Annotated in this window: 16 protein-coding genes; 5 read left to right on the forward strand and 11 right to left on the reverse strand. The window is 47.9% G+C overall.

Going from position 1 to position 17,527, the window contains the following annotated elements:
* Nucleotides 1-2: 2 nt before the first annotated feature.
* The gene (locus ACFS25_RS22095; protein ID WP_381505332.1) at nt 3-908 is read right to left on the reverse strand and encodes a LysR substrate-binding domain-containing protein; all 906 of its coding nucleotides are present in this window, start codon (nt 906-908) and stop codon (nt 3-5) included.
* A 176-nt stretch (nt 909-1,084) separates the two neighbouring features.
* Nucleotides 1,085-2,095, reverse strand: a complete 1,011-nt coding sequence (locus ACFS25_RS22100; RefSeq protein WP_381507048.1) for a phytanoyl-CoA dioxygenase family protein — start codon at nt 2,093-2,095, stop codon at nt 1,085-1,087.
* 153 nt (nt 2,096-2,248) lie between these two features.
* On the opposite strand from ACFS25_RS22100, the gene ACFS25_RS22105 reads away from it, so the two are divergent.
* The 3 genes from ACFS25_RS22105 (at nt 2,249) to ACFS25_RS22115 (ending at nt 5,687) form a co-directional block, all read left to right on the forward strand.
* Nucleotides 2,249-3,094 (forward strand): AraC family transcriptional regulator, encoded by an 846-nt coding sequence (locus ACFS25_RS22105; protein ID WP_381505334.1) that lies wholly within the window; start codon nt 2,249-2,251, stop codon nt 3,092-3,094.
* Between the two features lie 180 nt (nt 3,095-3,274).
* Nucleotides 3,275-4,051: a 5'/3'-nucleotidase SurE gene (gene surE / locus ACFS25_RS22110; protein WP_381505336.1), complete on the forward strand. Its 777-nt coding sequence runs from the start codon at nt 3,275-3,277 to the stop codon at nt 4,049-4,051.
* 94 nt (nt 4,052-4,145) lie between these two features.
* Complete coding sequence (locus ACFS25_RS22115; protein WP_381505338.1) at nt 4,146-5,687, forward strand: GH3 family domain-containing protein; 1,542 nt, start codon at nt 4,146-4,148, stop codon at nt 5,685-5,687.
* Between the two features lie 58 nt (nt 5,688-5,745).
* Here ACFS25_RS22115 and ACFS25_RS22120 read toward each other — a convergent pair whose 3' ends face one another.
* Nucleotides 5,746-6,384, reverse strand: coding sequence for a LysE family translocator (locus ACFS25_RS22120; protein WP_381505341.1), 639 nt, complete (start codon nt 6,382-6,384; stop codon nt 5,746-5,748).
* A gap of 120 nt (nt 6,385-6,504) precedes the next feature.
* Entirely contained in the window at nt 6,505-7,053 is a 549-nt protein-coding gene (locus ACFS25_RS22125; protein ID WP_381505343.1) for an NUDIX domain-containing protein, read from the reverse strand.
* Between the two features lie 74 nt (nt 7,054-7,127).
* Between ACFS25_RS22125 and ACFS25_RS22130 the strand changes: the two genes are divergently transcribed.
* The gene (locus ACFS25_RS22130; protein ID WP_381505344.1) at nt 7,128-8,135 is read left to right on the forward strand and encodes a cation diffusion facilitator family transporter; all 1,008 of its coding nucleotides are present in this window, start codon (nt 7,128-7,130) and stop codon (nt 8,133-8,135) included.
* Nucleotides 8,136-8,441: 306 nt separating this feature from the next.
* Here ACFS25_RS22130 and ACFS25_RS22135 read toward each other — a convergent pair whose 3' ends face one another.
* The 7 genes from ACFS25_RS22135 to ACFS25_RS22165 all read right to left on the reverse strand — a co-directional run bounded on the left by ACFS25_RS22135 (nt 8,442) and on the right by ACFS25_RS22165 (nt 16,367).
* A complete protein-coding gene (locus ACFS25_RS22135; protein WP_381505346.1) occupies nt 8,442-11,444 on the reverse strand; it encodes a PD-(D/E)XK nuclease family protein in 3,003 nt (1,000 codons plus the stop codon).
* 89 nt (nt 11,445-11,533) lie between these two features.
* On the reverse strand, nt 11,534-12,130 hold the full coding sequence (miaE, locus tag ACFS25_RS22140; RefSeq protein WP_381505348.1) for a tRNA-(ms[2]io[6]A)-hydroxylase: 597 nt from the start codon (nt 12,128-12,130) through the stop codon (nt 11,534-11,536).
* 45 nt (nt 12,131-12,175) lie between these two features.
* Nucleotides 12,176-12,814, reverse strand: a complete 639-nt coding sequence (locus tag ACFS25_RS22145; RefSeq protein WP_381505350.1) for a ribonuclease H1 domain-containing protein — start codon at nt 12,812-12,814, stop codon at nt 12,176-12,178.
* 115 nt (nt 12,815-12,929) lie between these two features.
* Nucleotides 12,930-13,898, reverse strand: a complete 969-nt coding sequence (locus ACFS25_RS22150) for an MBL fold metallo-hydrolase (RefSeq protein ID WP_381505352.1) — start codon at nt 13,896-13,898, stop codon at nt 12,930-12,932.
* Nucleotides 13,899-13,975: 77 nt separating this feature from the next.
* Nucleotides 13,976-15,223: a peptidase T gene (gene pepT / locus ACFS25_RS22155; RefSeq protein WP_381505354.1), complete on the reverse strand. Its 1,248-nt coding sequence runs from the start codon at nt 15,221-15,223 to the stop codon at nt 13,976-13,978.
* Between the two features lie 49 nt (nt 15,224-15,272).
* Complete coding sequence (locus tag ACFS25_RS22160) at nt 15,273-15,746, reverse strand: pyrophosphohydrolase domain-containing protein (RefSeq protein WP_381505356.1); 474 nt, start codon at nt 15,744-15,746, stop codon at nt 15,273-15,275.
* Between the two features lie 57 nt (nt 15,747-15,803).
* The gene (locus tag ACFS25_RS22165) at nt 15,804-16,367 is read right to left on the reverse strand and encodes a hypothetical protein (RefSeq protein WP_381505358.1); all 564 of its coding nucleotides are present in this window, start codon (nt 16,365-16,367) and stop codon (nt 15,804-15,806) included.
* A 240-nt stretch (nt 16,368-16,607) separates the two neighbouring features.
* Between ACFS25_RS22165 and ACFS25_RS22170 the strand changes: the two genes are divergently transcribed.
* Nucleotides 16,608-17,510, forward strand: coding sequence for a hypothetical protein (locus tag ACFS25_RS22170; protein WP_381505360.1), 903 nt, complete (start codon nt 16,608-16,610; stop codon nt 17,508-17,510).
* Nucleotides 17,511-17,527 lie beyond the last annotated feature (17 nt).

The raw sequence follows: 17,527 nt of genomic DNA on the forward strand, positions 1-17,527 counted from the left end.
AGTTATTCCTTAATGGAATAATGTCGTTTCGTGAAGTGAATAAACGTACTGACTAAGCGGTTGCTTTCTGTGCCTTTTCGCTGGATGAAATAAAAGGTGCGCTGAAGGGTCAAATCCTGAATAGGGACCACAACCAGTTCTCCCGCAGCCAATTCTTTAATGATAGCGCGCTTAGGTAAAAAAGCAAGACAGGTATCGGCCAATGCAAAATTTTTGAGTGCTTCGGTGCCCCCCAAGCGGATCAGTATTCGCAGAGACGCCATACTAACTCCCTTCTTACTCAACTCATCTTCGATAATAGCCAGTGTCCCTGACCCATTCTCGCGTATTGCCAATAGGATAGTCGGCAAGTCGGCCACAGTGAGTATTTGCTCCCGTAACGGGCTTTTTGACGAACATACGGCCAGCACATCATCCGTCATAAAGGGCGTATACGTCAGCGTATTAACACGGGTAAGACCTTCCACAATACCAACGTCAATCTCATGGTCCAGCAACGCATTTTGGATTGCGCCTGAATTGCGGTTAAGCACATTAATCTGAATACTGCTGTACTGCTGCAAGTAAGCTGAAAGAACGGGCGGCAGAACGTATAAGCTAATGGTTGTACTAGCGCCAATAGCCAGTTTGGTTAATGGCAAAAATTTTTCGTTTATCTGCTGAAGCTCCTGGTGTAATTCTTCCTGTAACTGACCGGCTTCCAGCAGTTTGCTGTACAGCATCTGGCCCGCTTTCGTTAAACTTATGTGATTCCCATGTCGTTCGAACAGCCCTATTTTATAGAAATACTCCAACGACTTTATGTGCTTACTAATCGCCGACTGACTAAGAAACAGCGTTTGACTGGCTTTGGTAAAGCTTAATAAACGAGCCACTTCCATGAAAATCAGGTGGCGGGATGAAAGCATAATAGGTTATCTTTTTTGCTGCGTAACAACGCCAAAGATAATCTAACTAACCTATATATGAATCGACCGTCTACGCTAGATGAAGCACAAGTTTTTTTCTGACGGGGTTACAGGATTGAACAAGATTTAAGAGTAGAGAAAATCTTGTTCAATCCTGTAACCCCGTCAGAAATAGTTTATTCTGGCGTTTCCCAACTGTCTAAACCCAGCAGTTTACGCCCCAGTGGAGAAAGTTCGGCGGTTTGAAAATGCTCCTTCTCCCAGTTGCGCGGATCACCCGGAAAGGCGTACCCTTCAGGAGCCTGCCGGTCGCGCCAGGACGAAATGCGCCACTGTCGCAATTCTTCATTGTCCTCCTGAGCGGGCATCATCGAAATATATTGCGCCATTCTGACTTTATCTGCCGAAAGATTCGGGCGAATACCATGCGGTTGCGTACTGTTGAAAATCAGTAGGTCACCAGCTTCCATTTTCACCTTTACAAAGTCGAACCCTGTTGTATCGGGCTTGAAGCGGTTTCGGTCGGAGGGTTGGGTTAACTTCCATGTATCATAGGTGCGGTATAGTTCGGGAAGGCATTGAAAACCACCCATGTTTTCATCAGTCTGGTCGGCCAGCGCCAACACTCCCTGCACGTTTTGCGGACGGGTTTCGGGGTCATAATCCCAATGGATGAACCCTTTAAACTCGTAGCCTGGACGAATCGGCAAATTTAGGTTAGCCCGGTCGATGGTTACCCATAATTTTTCGGTACCCCAAATATCTACGAAGGCGTCATAAATACGTGGATACTGTCGGTTGTCCCACTCGTACTGATGGTTGTAAAGTTCAACCATACCGCTGTTGGTCAACTCTTTCATTTTCATTTCGGCACGAGGTGGCGCATACCAGGTAGCTTGATCGTTGGGATCTTTCTCTTCAAACTCCCACAGGAAATTAGCAAGCCGATCAGCGTTTTCTTTAGGAACAGCCTGTTTGATAACGATATAGCCGTTTTCTTTCCAGAACCGCCAGTCGTCTTCAGATAATACACGTAATGGCTTGTCAGAAGAACGGTCGTTAAGCTTTATTTTGCTGCTGGTGGCGGTAGACGGATTGCCCGGAATGTCTTTATGCGCATTATCGGGAATCATTTCGGCAGGCGTACCTATCGCAGGTACACCTGCCGGAGTCATTGTGGGTTGCATCGTTTCCATGAGCCAGTAGGATGTTAGGGTGTTTTTGTTGGATCAAAGGTAGTTATCATTACCACTGCGTTTCCACAACAATACTGGCCGGTTTTTGCACTATATTGCTCTTCTACTAGCTAATCCTGTCAATATTAAACAGTTTAACGCAAAATGAAGCTGGCTTTAGAGCAAATCCGGCCTGATACGGATAGTTCATTTCACATTCTTCTGACGCCCCGCCTGAACGATGTTTTTTTGTGGCATTATCATCCGGAGTACGAAATCGTTTACATAACCGGGGCCAACGGAACACGGCATGTGGGAGATCATATTTCACGCTATGAAGGCAGTGACCTGGTTTTCATCGGCCCAAATATTCCGCATTTAAACTTCGATTACGGGGTCAAAACCGATCACCGGAAGGTTGTGGTGCAGCTCAAAGAAAGCTTTTTAGGCGACCAGTTCTGGCAAGCCCCGGAGTTTGCAGCCATTGCCCGTTTGTTCGAGATGGCCCGCACCGGCGTTTCCTTCCACGGCGAAACCAAACGCGTTGTTGGCGAACGACTCGAAGCCCTGCCCACGCTCCCGCCCTTCGAGCGAATCATGGCATTGTTGGCCATTTTTCAGCACTTAGCAACGAGCACAGACATAACGCGACTACACGGCAAACCCGTCACGAACGCTTATAACCTGAAAGAACAACAGCGATTGAAACACACGTATCAATTTATTGAGGACAACTACCAGCGGAAACTAGACATCGCTGAGGTTGCCAAGTTGACCAGCCTGACAACGGCGGCTTTCTGCCGATACTTCAAACGCATGACCCGCCTGACATTTACGCAGTTTCTGAATCAGTACCGCATTAGTCAGGCCCAGAAATTACTTATTCTCAACAGCAACGTAACGGAAGCCTGTTTCGCCAGCGGCTTTGAGAGTTTGTCATACTTTAACAAGATTTTCCGGCGCGTAACAGGCGAGAATCCGCTACAGTTCAAGAAACGACACCAGAGTTGATAATTGGTGTTCGTTGTGGCGTCGGCGGGGCCGCCCTTTAGGTTTGAGCACCTGACATCAGAACCACCTACCTGGCTCATCAATGTCCCTCATGGGTGAGTGTGAAAGCGGAAATTTCATCTACACCTTCGCCCGTATTTGCGTAGCTTAGCGTAATTAATAGTCAATAAACCACAATTCATGGCTGAGCAAAAGCCTCTGATTTTGATTACGAACGACGACGGTATTACGGCCCACGGCATTCGTACGCTCGTTGAATTAATGAAACAGTTGGGTTCGGTAGTGGTCGTAGCGCCCAACAGCCCGCAATCGGGTATGGGACACGCAATTACGATTTCCAATCCAATACGACTCTATCCATCCGACATTTTTGGCGATGTTCCGGCCTACGAATGTTCCGGTACTCCAGCCGACTGTGTAAAACTGGCAAAGCATCATGTACTAAAAGACCGTGCTCCGGATTTAGTCGTTAGTGGCATCAACCACGGCGGCAATTCATCCATCAGTATCCTATATTCAGGAACAATGTCGGCAGCTATCGAAGCAGCTATTGAGGGCATTCCGGCTATCGGCTTCTCACTCGGCGACTTCACCAGCCAACCCGATTTTTCGCACACGCACGATCATATTCTGACCATTGCCCGAAATGTACTGGAACGTGGCATAAAGCCCGGAACAGCTTTAAATGTAAACTTCCCGGCTCGCACAGCCGAACCCCTGAAAGGAATCCGAATCTGTCGGCAGGCCAACGCCAAATGGCAGGAAGTATTTGATGAAAGACGGGATCCGCATGGCCGCCGGTACTTTTGGCTGGCGGGCGATTTCGTTAACTTTGACACCCATGCCGAAGACACCGACGAGTATGCTTTATCGCAAAATTATACGTCTATTGTGCCGTGCCAGTACGATCTGACAGCCTATGGCATGGTGGACACATTGAAAAACTGGAATTTATAAACTGATTCACGAAGTATGAATGGAGCCACCCGTTCGGTTCGATTCTCTAATCGATATTCTGTTTACTTCGTAAATCAAAAAAATCGTAAATCACTTGGCACTATTAGGAAATTTGCTCAAAAACGGCATTCGGTTATCGAATGTTGTCCGGCTGCGGAAGTTCGACGCACTTCGCCAGCAGCGCAAAGCCTTCCGTAAGCTCATCCGAAAAGCTCAATTTACAAAGTTTGGAGAAGCATATCATTTTGATGAATTACTCCGTGCAACTGAGTTTGGTACCGATCGGGAGTTCTATCAGAAATACAAACAGTACGTGCCTATCCACGACTACAACCAAATGTTCGACGGTTGGTGGAAGCATACGCTGGCAGGTGAACAAAACGTAGCCTGGCCCGGACAGGTGAAGTATTTTGCGCTTAGTTCGGGTACGTCAGAAGCGGCTACAAAATATATTCCGGTCACGAAGGCAATGTCGAAAGCCATTCAGCGGACCAGTATTCGCCAGATTCTTACGCTCGGCAAGTATCAGAATCTTCCCTCTACTCTCTACGAAAAGGGCTGTTTAATGCTCGGCGGCAGTACTGATTTAAAGGCTCGGGAAGGGCACTTCGAAGGTGATTTAAGCGGAATTACTGCTAGCAAAATCCCCCTTTGGTTCGAGCGATTCTACAAACCTGGCCGCGACATTGCTCAGGAACGTGACTGGGCACATAAATTAGATGAAATAACAGAGCAGGCCGCCAGTTGGGATATTGGCTATGTGGTGGGTGTGCCAGCCTGGATTCAGTTGCTGATGGAGAAAATCATTGCCCGTTACAATGTCAAAACGATCCACGATATCTGGCCAAATCTAATGGTATTTTGCCACGGGGGAGTCTCGTTCGAACCTTACCGTCAGGGTTTTGAAAAACTCCTCGCCCACCCCATCACGTACATTGAAACGTATCTGGCTTCTGAGGGCTTCATTGCCTACCAAACCCACCCCGATGCCGAAGGAATGCAATTGGTGCTGAATAACGGCCTCTTTTTTGAATTTATTCCGTTTAATGAGCAGAACTTCTCATCTGATGGTGAGGTAGTTGAGAAGCCCGAAACCTTAATGATCGACGAGGTTGAGGAGGGCAAAGAATATGCTCTCTTGATTTCGACTTGTTCCGGTGCCTGGCGTTATCTGATTGGTGATACCATCCGGTTTGTGAATAAAAGTCGCGCCGAAATCGTGATTACAGGTCGAACAAAACACTTTTTGAGTCTGTGTGGCGAACACCTCTCCGTCGATAATATGAATAAGGCCGTTGAGACCGTTTCCGACGAATTGGGTATCTCAATACGCGAGTTCACGGTGGCAGGCGTAGCGCACGACACGTTGTTTGCCCATCATTGGTATATTGGAACGAACGACAAAGTAGACGCTGACGTACTCCGCGACCATATTGATGCTAAACTCAAAGAGCTCAATGACGACTACGCCGTTGAACGTGGGCACGCCCTGAAAGACATTTCCGTGACTGTACTTCCGACGAAGACCTTCTACGACTGGATGGAATCTAAAGGTAAAATGGGCGGGCAGAATAAATTTCCGCGCGTCCTGAAAAAGGCGATGATTGGAGAATGGGAACGTTTTCTTTCCAAGTGAGGAATCAAGAAATCAAGAAACATCGGTCAATAGACACTATCCTACTACTGTCAAAATTTTACCAATCCATTGCTTTCGACAGTGGTTCGAGAAGACGGGTGTAGGCAATATTGACCGCGCCAATTAAAAATACAACGCCCGTTACGCGGTTGAAAATGAGCACGACACGGGGAGTGAAAAGCCGTTTGAGCCGGTTAGCGTAGTAGGCCAATGCCGATTCAGTCGTGAACACGCCCACCAGAGCAGCAATCATAAATCCATATTGCTGAGCATCAGAGTAATGCAGGTGCGAACGGATATAGGCCACAATAGCCACCCACGATACAAAATTGACGGGGTTGAGCGCATTAAGGAAAAACCCAGTAGTGAAGTAATAGACGAAATTGCCGAAACTGGTTTTAGGATAAGCGAGCCGGGGAGTACCTTTCAGAATGTTGACTAACCCCATTGCTACCAGAAAAATCACCCCGACAAGGGCCATTAAATTTTCAAAACCCTGCACTTTCGGGATAAACGCCGTACCGAGCAAAGCCGCCAGCACAAACAATGTATCACCCGTAATAACGCCGAAAACAATTTTCATTCCGGAGCGAAATCCATTGTCAACACTATTTTGAATCAGAGCAAAAAACACCGTTCCGAACGTCAGGCAAAGAGCAACACCAACTAAAAAACCGAGAAGAATTGGTAAGAACACAGATAATAAAATTTAGAGTTTTGGCAGTTGGTTTATAGTAGAGTAATTCGTGACTCATTAATGCATCTATAGCGACCGACGGACCGCCCTAAACCATAAACCAAATACGGTAAGCTGGGTTTAAATTCCCCTCAATCGGGCCACAATTAACAGACCGCTCACGCTAAGAGAATCAGTAATTCGGCTGGTCATAGCCATCTCAACGGCTTCGGCCAGAGGCAGCTTCCAGATTCGAAGGTCTTCCGTTTCTTCGGGAGCGTGCTCACCCTGCACCAACTCTTCAGCGATGTACAGAAACCCTTCTTCGTCGGTGGCTGAATTTGAGGTATGAATACGGGCGATTTTGGTCCATATCCGGGCCTCCAGGCCCGTCTCTTCTTTTAGTTCGCGCTTAGCGGAATCGAGTGGGTCGGTGCCAAGGGGCGAGCCACCTTCGGGAATCTCCCAGGAGTATTCATTTAGTGGATAGCGGTACTGCCCAACGAGATAGGTGTTACCATCAGCATCGATAGGAATCACGCCAACTGCTTTGTTTTTAAAACTAACAACACCATAAATTCCCGGTGTATCAGCGGGTGTAATTACCTCTTCGTGCCGGATTGATAACCAGGGATTTTCGTACTTAACTGATGAATTGAGCGTCTGCCAGGGATTTTCAGTCGTGTTCATAGTGGCGAAAGTACGAACAATCCCCATACGAATCGTTAGCTTTGCAGCATCTAACCTCTTTTCAGTAAGGCTTCATGAGTGCCAGTCAACAAACGAAATACCGGTGGATGCGCATCTCGCTGGGACTTAGCATCGTTCTGCTGGTTCTAAAATTCACCGCCTATTTCCTGACCTCGTCAACGGCTATTCTCTCTGACGCTGTCGAATCCATTGTCAACGTAATTGCCAGTGGCTTTGCCTTCTACAGCATTTATTTATCCGGGCAGCCCCGCGACCAGAATCATCCGTATGGGCATGGCAAAGTTGAATTTTTATCATCAGGTTTTGAGGGATCTATGATCCTCTCGGCTGGTTTAGTGATTATCTGGCAGGCCATTCTCAGCTTTTACGAACCCAAAGTACTCACTAATCTGAATTGGGGTTTTGCCCTCGTGGGCCTGACAGCCGTGGCTAATGCCTTTGTTGGTTGGATGCTCATCCGGGCGGGCCGTCAAACCGATTCTGCCGCTCTGACAGCCGATGGCAAGCACCTGCTCACGGATACCTTTAGTAGTATTGTGGTTATGGTAGGTGTGGCGCTAGTTGGATTGACCGGAAAACATTGGATTGACAGTGTGCTCTCACTGGTGCTTTCGGTAGTGATTATCTACAACGGATTTCAGATAACACGTCAGTCGGTGGCCCGATTGATGGATGAAACTGATATTCCAACCCTCCACCGCGTTGTGTCGCTGTTGACTGTCCATAAAGACCGCAACTGGATTGATGTACATAACCTACGCGTTCAGAAATACGGTGCCGATTTACACATCGACTGCCACCTTACGTTGCCGTATTACTGGAAATTAAATCAGGTTCATGAAGAGGTACATCATTTCGAGGACACGATTAAAGACGGGTTTCAGGCTGAAGTCGAAATCTTTGTTCATACCGATCCCTGCGAGAAAGAGTGCTGCCATTACTGCCGTGTAGCCAATTGTCCCGTGCGGGCATTTGCCTTCGTCAATGACGTAGAATGGACCGCCGACAACCTGCCGCTCAATCAGAAGCACTTTGTAACGTTGGTCGTATCACGGCCCTAGTGCGTAAAATTCCTGCTTATTTACGGCAACTCTGCCCCAAATACCGATAGCTGGTAGCTCTTGGTAAAACCTGTTGATTTGTAATTCTGATATGGGCTAGCTACCCATGTTAGCGTCTGTGAACACCTATAACTAAGACAAGAATTTATTTTTATAAAAATAGTTGTATTAATTCTTTTTATTTACCAATTTTGTCTCACTTGTTACTCAGGTAGCATACAAAATTGCTTTTATTCAATTCAGGTTGTATTCAAATGGGAAAGGCTGGTCGTAGTACGACCAGCCTTTTTTTATACATGTTTGTATCTATCGTCCGCAAATGCCTTTATAATCGCAGAACTGACAGATTTCAATTTGATCCGTTTTTTTGAAGGGCTGGTCAGAATCCAGCAGCTGGCGAATCAGTTGCCGCAACAACTCCTCCGAGTCGTCTATGTACTGCGCCGGGCTATCATTCTCGCCAAACCGTACCGGGTTTGTTTTGAAGCCGCCAGTAACATCACGAAATGAATAAAAACCTGCTTCGACGGGTATGTCCTCAACCTGAAAAATATCCCGTTTGGCTTTGTCGCGCGGGAAGCCGCCATGTTCACTTATATTTTTGAGGGCCAGGTATCGATAGAGCCATAGCTGCCGCATTTTATCTTCTTTACCATCTTTCAAAAGTTTTTCAGTCAGGTCTTTGGGCGTCTTATCGGACAAATCTACTTTACCGGTTTTATAGTCAACGATGCGGATTTGATCGCCGTACTGTTCGATTCTGTCTACTTTCCCGGCAATACGAACCCGGATAGACGCCTGTCCATCGAGGGGCACGGTTAGGTAGGTTTCGAGGGTTTGCTCCGTACCGATCACGGTTAATCCGGTAAGGGCGTTCTGCTGCCGCTGAAAATCGAGCATCAGTTTCTGAGCCAGTTCGTACAGCAACAGATTCATACCCGACTCAATAACCCGTCCTTTCATAGACCGGGCAAACTCTTCCTCCAGCAGATTTTTAATAATCGATTCATCAATAGGTAACGCTTTCATCCGGTACTCAAGATCGAGCCGCTCCATTACTTTGTGCAGCCAGCTTCCAAACTCAGCTGCACCCATTTTCTCTTCAATATCTTCTTCTTCGCTAATGTTAACTACCCGGCTGAAATAGAACCGCATGGAACAACTCACGAACTGATTTAAATAAGACGGATATAACCCTCTCGTTTCGAGCATCTTGATCAAATCGGCTCGGATAGCCTCAGTTTTGGGAACACGTAGGTCGGTCAAATCAGCTACCGTATTGGTCCCTGCCCGACCGAAGCGAACGGTTGGGTGACTAATGCGAATAAGTCCGTTTGAGCGGGGTACAAGTTCGTGCTCAAGCTGCCTGATAAAGCGACTTGGCTCACCCTTGCTATTACCGTAAGCATCAGTCGAAGTAGTGTGTAACAGTACAATTTCACTGGCTCGTTGCAGCAGTCGGTAAAAGTGGTAAGCCATCACGGCCTCCTGCTCCCGGTAGGTCGGCAGGTGTAGTTCAGAGGCTATGTCAAACGGAATTAGCGAATTTAACTTTCGGGATTGCGGTAAAATGCCTTCGTTGACGGAGAGAACAATGACCCGGTCAAAATCTAAAGCCCGCGTTTCGAGCATCCCCATAATCTGCAACTGACTCTTGCCCTCACTGGTGAACGGAATGCTCGTTTGCCGAATTAGTTCGTAAAGGAACTGACGAAAACTCCGCACGGTGACAGCAGTACCGCTCTCAGACTGCCGGTCCAGCGTGGCTTCGAGTTGCTTGAGCAGGGTAAAAAATAAATATAAGTACTCAATTTCGATAGCGTCCTGACTGGCGCGGTAAACATCGCGGAGAAGTTCAATCAGGTCGTAGAACGTGCGAATGGCTTTCATTGGCTCCTCGTTGGGCCAGCGTGTAAACAATACGCGCACAAGCGGGTCGTTCTGCCCTAATTCTCTAATTTCATTTTCGGTTAGATATACCCGCTGCTCTTTGACAATCACCTTCGCAATCCACTGAAACAGGGGCTCGGGCGGAAGCGGTTCACCTACCCCCGACACACCACTCGGTCCCGACGGGTCACTGCACATAAGTCCCCGAATACGCTCGTACTGCTTGACAAATGGGTGATTAAGAACCTTGACGACATGACGATGGTGGAACTTTGGAATCTTCAGGTCGCGGCCATCCTTCGTCCGAAATTCATGTACTGTCCGTTGCATCTCAAACAACGTATCGACAAGCGTAAACATCAACGACGACCGCAGCGATAATCCCATTGTGACGTTTAAGTCAGTCACGTTTTCGTCGAGCGCATAAAGTACCGGCACTAGCAGCGTTTCATCAGCCAGCACAATAGCCGTTCGTTTAGCCCTTGGTTGGTCATCTCCAGATTGACCACTAGTTTGCCACTCACTATAAATCTTCCCGGCTACTTTCGTCTGCATACTGGCGTTAGGTACGCCGACTACGCGAATATTTTTTGGCGACCCAAGCAGATTATTGGACAGTTGGGCAAGGTCTTCGTGATTTTGTTTCGAAAAAAACCAGCCATTTTCTTTATACCGGCGCAAAAATTCACCGGCTTCCTGGCGCCGGTCGTCCATATAATACTGGTCGGTATCCCAGATAAGTTCGGCTTTTTGCGCATCAACCAGCACACGAATGATGTGTTCTTCGGCCCGGCTGAGGGCATTGAACCCCACAAAATAGACCCGTTCGTAAGCCAGATTATCCCGAATCAGCAACTCAATATTCTGAGCCAGAAGACGATAAGCCATACCCCGGTACGCCAGCCGTTGATCCGTTAGGCGTTGGTGCAGCGCATGATAGGCCGTTTGAAGATTCTCGAAAAGTTTGAAATACCGGGTAGTACCGGGTGTTTCAGCAATGAGTTTTGCTGACGACGGCATATCTACCTGCCAGCGTTCGAGGGCTTTGGCGGCTGTGAGGTAGCTGAACAGCTCATGGGGGTTAACCAGATACTGATCAATACGGTCAAAATCGGCCAGCAGCACCGATGCCCAACCAATAAACTGCTCGAACTCGACTAACGGGTCAATTTCTTTGAAAACGTCGTACAGTTCAAAGAGCAAACTGACAGAATCAATCAACTGAACACCAGCCGACTGAGTAATAAAATCGTCAACGGCAAGCGCATGGGGAGCCAGAAACGGCCTGTCGGAGAGTGCGGCCAGTTCATCTAAAAACACGGATACAGCCCGGCGCGTGGGTAAAATGACCCAAACGTCGTTCAGACTGGGGCCATGAGCATCAAAAACGCGTTTAGCCGTTTGGCGAAGAAAAGTCATCAGTTATTCGGTGAGTCGGACCCTGCGTCCCAGACAGTAAAGATACAACTTGTCATCCACTGACTGGCTCTTTAACCGCCCAACTCTTTTCAGTGGAGTCGATCTCCCCGAATGGTTAGATTAGCCATAATGTCGGCTTCAACAGCCAGAAATTCTTTCCAGCGTTCCCGAACACGCTCGGCGGGTAGATAGGTTTCAGCCAGGTCAATAAAGCTTCGGTAATGGCCTGCTTCCGAAATCATCAGTTCGTGGTAAAATTTCTGTAGACCCTCATCGGCAATGTGTTCAGAAAGCAGTTTGAAGCGTTCGCAACTTCGGGCTTCAATCAGGGCATTTATAAGCAAACTATCCATCAACTGCTCTTTCTGGTCACCAATGGACCGGCGCAGTCGGGTTCGAAGTTGATTCACATATTCGTCTTTACGCTGCCGCCCAAGTGAGATAGCACGCTTACGAAGTTCGGTCAATACCCGCTGAAAATGCCCCCATTCTTCAGCCACGATGGGCGTAAGTATCTCAACTAGTTTGTGTTTGTCGGCATAGATGACTATGAGCGATATGCACGATGAAGCCGCTTTTTGCTCGCACCAGGCATGATCAATCAGAATCTCCCCAATATTCATTTCGGCAATATTGACCCAGCGTGGATCGGTAGGCAATTCGAGACCTAAAGTGGTGAGAGACATAGCAGAAGACGAAAATCATTATCCAGTAATCAAGACCCATTCCGTTTATTTTCGGCCAAAATCCGCCGGATTCTCACCCCAAACGGTCGTTTCCCATTTCAAAACCGGGTTGGCGAATTGGTGTGTCTGGAGCCAGGTTTCAGCCCGATCAAGGAGTTCAAATAGCTCGGCATTATGAGACGTTTCTTCAAGTTTAGTATTGGCTTTTTTCTTTTTCACCCAACCAATGGCCGTTCGGGAATCTGAATAAACGGGAATGTTACTATTCTTTTGATGAAGCAACGCCAACGCGTGAACAATGGCCAAAAACTCACCGATGTTATTGGTTCCATCCACGTAGGGGCCTTTCAAAAATAACTTTTGCTTCGTTGCCAGGTAAATGCCCTGGTACTCCATATCGCCAGAGGCCGTATTCCAGGCGGCATCGACCACCAAACTATCCTGAATGGGTAAACCAACCAAAGCGGCTAACTTACCTTGTTTAGCCGTTGGTTTAGGAGCCTGACCGATGTGAACATGGGGTTTGTCGGTGAAGGCTTTCAACGCTGCCGGTTTGCTATCGAATGATTTAAACAAAGGTTTGGCGAACCCGTCTGTCTGGGCTTTGGCGTCATCCCAATTGTCGTAAACGCCGGGCTTCCGACCGTGCCAGACAACGTAAAATTTGGGCTTTTTTGCGGCCATACTCATTCAATTGACATGTAATTAATAACTGCCAAAAGTACATAATCGGGGTTTGTTAACAAAAAAAGGCTCTACCACCTGGACAGAGCCTTTTATATTTTCTATTATCTCCGAGTTAGTCGGTATTGTCATCATTCGGCCAAAGTGCATACCACAATACCCCCGCCAACAAACCCCATCCGATAGCACGCGCTACATGGAAAGACACCGGCGTGGGCATATCAACAATACCGTTCTCATCGGTTATGGCTGGTTGCTTTACGTAACGACCCTCCGATGGGATAGAACGGGCGTCAAACTCATGCGCCAGTTTGTTCAAACCTAATTTAAGGTCGAGACCGCGTACCGACACCCCATGACCCGTTCCGGCGGCTGATGGATTAAGGTTGTTTAGTTTCAAAACCGACTGTTTGGCGGCTTGCCAGTCGCAGGTAAAGTAAGCAGGTGGCCCGTGAAACTCTTCGCGTTGGGTCGCCACTGCTGTAATCGCGTTCTGATTTGTTGTCACAAAAGCGTCGCCGGCAATGAGCGTCCGGTCTTTATCGCGAAAGAGCGAAATATGGCCGGGCGCATGACCAGGGGTATGAATAGCCCGCCAATCCGGTAACTCCGGAATTTTACCATTATCAGCAATAGCCTGTATATGGTCGCCGAGGTCAATGGGTCCAATCGGAAACACCCATGACATATACGACATACCACCCCCACCAATGGCGGGGTCTGGTGGTGGATAACTTGATTTACCCTGTAAATAAGGCAACTCGAGTTTATGTGCATAAACCGGCACATCCCATTCCCCCAGCAACGTTTCCAGCGAACCCGTATGATCGGCATGGCCGTGCGTCAGAATAATGGCGTCGGGTTTGGCACCAGGACCGAATAGTTGTTCGGCTCGCTTCTTGATCTGCTTAGAATACCCCATAAAACCGGCATCAACCAACACCCAGGGGTTGCCGGGGCCGGGGGTTCCAATAAAGAACACGTTGACAAATAACGTCTTTATACCAGCCACATCGGCGGTAACGTCGTAAGGAGTTCTGGCGTCGGTTTCGGTCGGCGCATCAATGTCAAATTGACTTTCCATGGGCGTTGAGTTTTAGTAGCTGGTCAACCCATAGATTCAGTAGATTGTTCGGCAAATTGTACGAACGGGACACTACGCTAACTCCGCTCCTCCCACACTTGCGCAATGTTCACGATTACGGCAACGGCTTTTTTCATGTCCTGCACCGATACCCACTCCTGCCGCGAATGAAAGGCATGTTCACCCGCAAATATATTTGGACATGGCAAGCCCATAAATGACAGGCGAGACCCATCTGTACCACCCCGAATGCTGCGTCGTTTGGCCGACAGCCCCGCTCTCCGAATAGCTTCGAAGGCATTTTCGACTATCGAGGGATGCTGGTCCAACACGTCTTTCATGTTGCGATACTGCTCTTTTACAACAAACTGCGCTGACGAACCGGGATAATTGGTGAGTATGTCGTTTAGCTGATTTTGAAGGTAGGTTTCCTTTTCCTGCAAGCCTACTTCGGTAAAGTCGCGGATGATGAATTCAAGGATAGCCTGATCCTGATTCCCTTCCATACGTGTTGGATGCACGAAACCCTCTTTTTCTGCCGTCGTTTCGGGCGAAAGCGCATTCTTGGGTAAGGCAGCGAGCAGATCAGCGGCAATTTTCAGAGCGTTTTCGAGTTTACCCTTCGCAAAGCCGGGGTGTGTACTCACGCCCTGAATGGTAATTTTAACGGCATCCGCCGAGAACGTTTCATCCTCTAACGTACCGAGGGCTTCACCATCGATTGTATAGGCAAAATCAGCACTGAGTTTCTGAATATCAACTTTTTCGGTGCCACGTCCCACCTCCTCGTCGGGTGTAAAGAGCAACCGGATTTGGCCGTGTTTAACGTCTGGATGGGTCAGCAAATAATGTGTTGCGTCCATAATTTCAGCCAATCCCGCTTTATTATCAGCGCCCAACAACGTTGTGCCACTTGCCGTAATGATGTCATTCCCAACCTGATTGGTAAGGTCTGGATGGTCGGCGACACGAATAACCTGAGATGAATCGTCTGGCAGCAAAATGTCAACACCATTCCATTGCTGATGAATAATTGGCTTCACACCTGCACCAGTTACATCAGGTGACGTATCTACGTGCGAACAAAAGCAAATGGTAGGCACATTTGCTTTACCTGTATTGGCCGGAATGGTCGCGTAAACATAGCCCCACTCGTCCAGTTCAGCATCGGCAATGCCCATGTCGAGTAACTCCTGCACCAGTACCCGACTTAGGTCTTTCTGTTTTTCCGTACTTGGGTTAGCCGTCGATTGTGGGTCAGATTGCGTGTCAATCTGTACATAACGCAGAAAGCGATCTACAGCGGTGAATTGATAGTCTTCCATAAAGTTTATTTGTGCAGCGTATTGACCCAAGTAACTAGTACACGAAAATTCACAGCGTATTGGCAAGGATTTTATCCAAATCAGCCGGAGAGTAATTTACACTTTTGAGCGTTTTATGATCGGCATCGCGATAAACCAGAAACTTACCATCTGATTCGATAAAGTGGCAGGGAACACCTTTGGCCTGATACTGCGCCACCGTAGCTTCGGCTTCGGCAACGGTCAGGCAGGCTTTGCTCATATTCGAGCGTTGTACTTCATCAAACAGGGCTTTGAATTTATCACCCAAGCCAAATTCAAGCACCGCTCCTGATAGCACATATTGCAAATCGCAGAGAGCATCGGCTACGGCCACAAGGTCGTTATCGGCAATGGCTTCCCGCAGTTCGTCTAACTCTTCGGCTAAAAGAGAAACCCGTAACTGGCTGCGCGCTTCGGACGGAATTTGGGGAGTTTCTAAAACAGGCGCATGAAAAGTGCGGTGAAATTCCGCTACCTGATTAAGCGAATCGGGTTGTTGCATGATGGTGGAAAGGGAAGCCTGCAACCGGGGCCATCCCGGTTGCAGGCTTCATTTAATTTAATCTTCGTCTTCTTCGCTGGTGAAAGAATAGAGCGTAGTATCCAGCGATAATGTGTTTGCTTTGAAATGCGTGATGAAGTTTTCGATCACTTCGTCGGTCATTTCTTCAACGTTCAGGCAGACGTCTAAAGCAATACCATAATCGGACTCCATATCGACTTCAACGTGCTCCTGCACCTTAACCGTCTCCGTCTCTTCAATTTCCTCGATGATTTCGGTCAAGGCTGTTTCTGCCTCTTCCTCCAGTTCGGGAGCGATTTTGTAGTTGAGTTCGCGCTCTTCGGGCGGTATATAAGTAGGAAATGTTTTCTGAACCTGCTCAACGGCCATTTCATACACTAAGCTGCTATGGTGCAGCCGGAGCGTATAAACCAGCGTGTCGAAAATAACTTCCTGGCCCTGATATTGCCCCGGAAACTGAATGTGAACACATTCGCCAGCTTCCAGCACGTCCAAATCATCGTCTTCTACATAAATAAACGATTTGCCTTCCTGCTGACACTCCTCTTTGAGCGCGCTTATTTCTTCAGGGTCGAACCCTTCATTTTTGTAGTTTGCCATGCGACAAAAGTAATGGATAATAGGCAATCGACCACGCAGGCCACGTTGAAAGAGCAATCAGGCAAGCCCGTGAATCCGTAAGTTCATTTAGTAGTTTACTTGCCTTTCCCCTCAAAACATACCAGAAATGTTGATTTATTTCTTTCGGCGAACCTTTCCTACGGTCGCAACGCCGTTGGCAGAACTTGCGTATTCAGTGTAGATTTACCTATTTATTGGGGCAACCTTTACCACCCTTCGATGAGAAACATCTCACTTCTTTCTTTCTTAATTGGCTTGACTATAGTTGCGCGGGCTCAGGAGGTCGTGATTGATACGAATTATTATGCGCCACCGCCTGTCGTTCGTCGGCCAGTGCTAATAGCTGATCCTGACCAGAATCTTAACCATCGCCAATTAAAAGGTAATAGACAGGCTGACAATCGACGCGACCTGCTCAATCAATTCAACGAAGTGCAAACGTGGTATATAAGTGCCGAGACTGGCTTTCGTAGCGACGGCAGCATACTAAGTAATTCACTCGACAGATTGGTGAGTAACCCCACTCTGACGAAGGCCGTTTGGAGCGGGTTATTTGGATATACATACCGAAATTCATGGGCCGTTGAAGTTGGCTATACCCGTGCACCTATCCACCTGAATATTACCATTGCCAACAGCAACGACCCACTTGTTTTCAACTACACGAATAGCGGCTATGGTATTCCTCTACGAATAAAACGGCGCATTGGGTCTGGGAGCCGGTCAGCCAATGGTACCGGTTTCTGGGTTACGGGCGGTGCCTGGCTGATCCCGAACGGCAACGGACAAACGGGCGATTTCCGTCTGATTGGGTATACCTATCACAGTAGAAATCGTACCGATACACTAAGGCTCAACAACTCAACAACCATTTTTAAGCGCGTAACGGGAGTTGCCGAACTGGGAATTGACTACACAACCCGGCTATCGCCTACTATAGAACTAGGATTCTACGCCCGCAAATACTGGGGTCTTGGCAACGCCCTCCGATCAGATCTGGTCTATACCGTCAATAATAGTGCAAAACAACAAGCGACTATTACAGCCGATGGCACGGGATGGGGCTTCGGATTGGCGTTGCGTTATATTTATGGGCGACAACAAGAAATGAAGAAGCCCTAAAAATCAGTCTTACTCAG

Source organism: Spirosoma flavum (assembly GCF_042686045.1).
Classification (GTDB): domain Bacteria; phylum Bacteroidota; class Bacteroidia; order Cytophagales; family Spirosomataceae; genus Spirosoma; species Spirosoma flavum.

Coding starts and splice junctions, on each gene's coding strand:
- pepT (WP_381505354.1), bottom strand. CDS start 15,223: ATGGAAGACTATCAATTCACCGCTGTAGATCGCTTTCTGCGTTATGTA.
- ACFS25_RS22145 (WP_381505350.1), bottom strand. CDS start 12,814: ATGGCCGCAAAAAAGCCCAAATTTTACGTTGTCTGGCACGGTCGGAAG.
- surE (WP_381505336.1), top strand. CDS start 3,275: ATGGCTGAGCAAAAGCCTCTGATTTTGATTACGAACGACGACGGTATT.
- ACFS25_RS22105 (WP_381505334.1), top strand. CDS start 2,249: ATGAAGCTGGCTTTAGAGCAAATCCGGCCTGATACGGATAGTTCATTT.
- ACFS25_RS22165 (WP_381505358.1), bottom strand. CDS start 16,367: ATGGCAAACTACAAAAATGAAGGGTTCGACCCTGAAGAAATAAGCGCG.
- ACFS25_RS22135 (WP_381505346.1), bottom strand. CDS start 11,444: ATGACTTTTCTTCGCCAAACGGCTAAACGCGTTTTTGATGCTCATGGC.
- miaE (WP_381505348.1), bottom strand. CDS start 12,130: ATGTCTCTCACCACTTTAGGTCTCGAATTGCCTACCGATCCACGCTGG.
- ACFS25_RS22095 (WP_381505332.1), bottom strand. CDS start 908: ATGCTTTCATCCCGCCACCTGATTTTCATGGAAGTGGCTCGTTTATTA.
- ACFS25_RS22100 (WP_381507048.1), bottom strand. CDS start 2,095: ATGCAACCCACAATGACTCCGGCAGGTGTACCTGCGATAGGTACGCCT.
- ACFS25_RS22170 (WP_381505360.1), top strand. CDS start 16,608: ATGAGAAACATCTCACTTCTTTCTTTCTTAATTGGCTTGACTATAGTT.
- ACFS25_RS22150 (WP_381505352.1), bottom strand. CDS start 13,898: ATGGAAAGTCAATTTGACATTGATGCGCCGACCGAAACCGACGCCAGA.
- ACFS25_RS22130 (WP_381505344.1), top strand. CDS start 7,128: ATGAGTGCCAGTCAACAAACGAAATACCGGTGGATGCGCATCTCGCTG.
- ACFS25_RS22160 (WP_381505356.1), bottom strand. CDS start 15,746: ATGCAACAACCCGATTCGCTTAATCAGGTAGCGGAATTTCACCGCACT.
- ACFS25_RS22125 (WP_381505343.1), bottom strand. CDS start 7,053: ATGAACACGACTGAAAATCCCTGGCAGACGCTCAATTCATCAGTTAAG.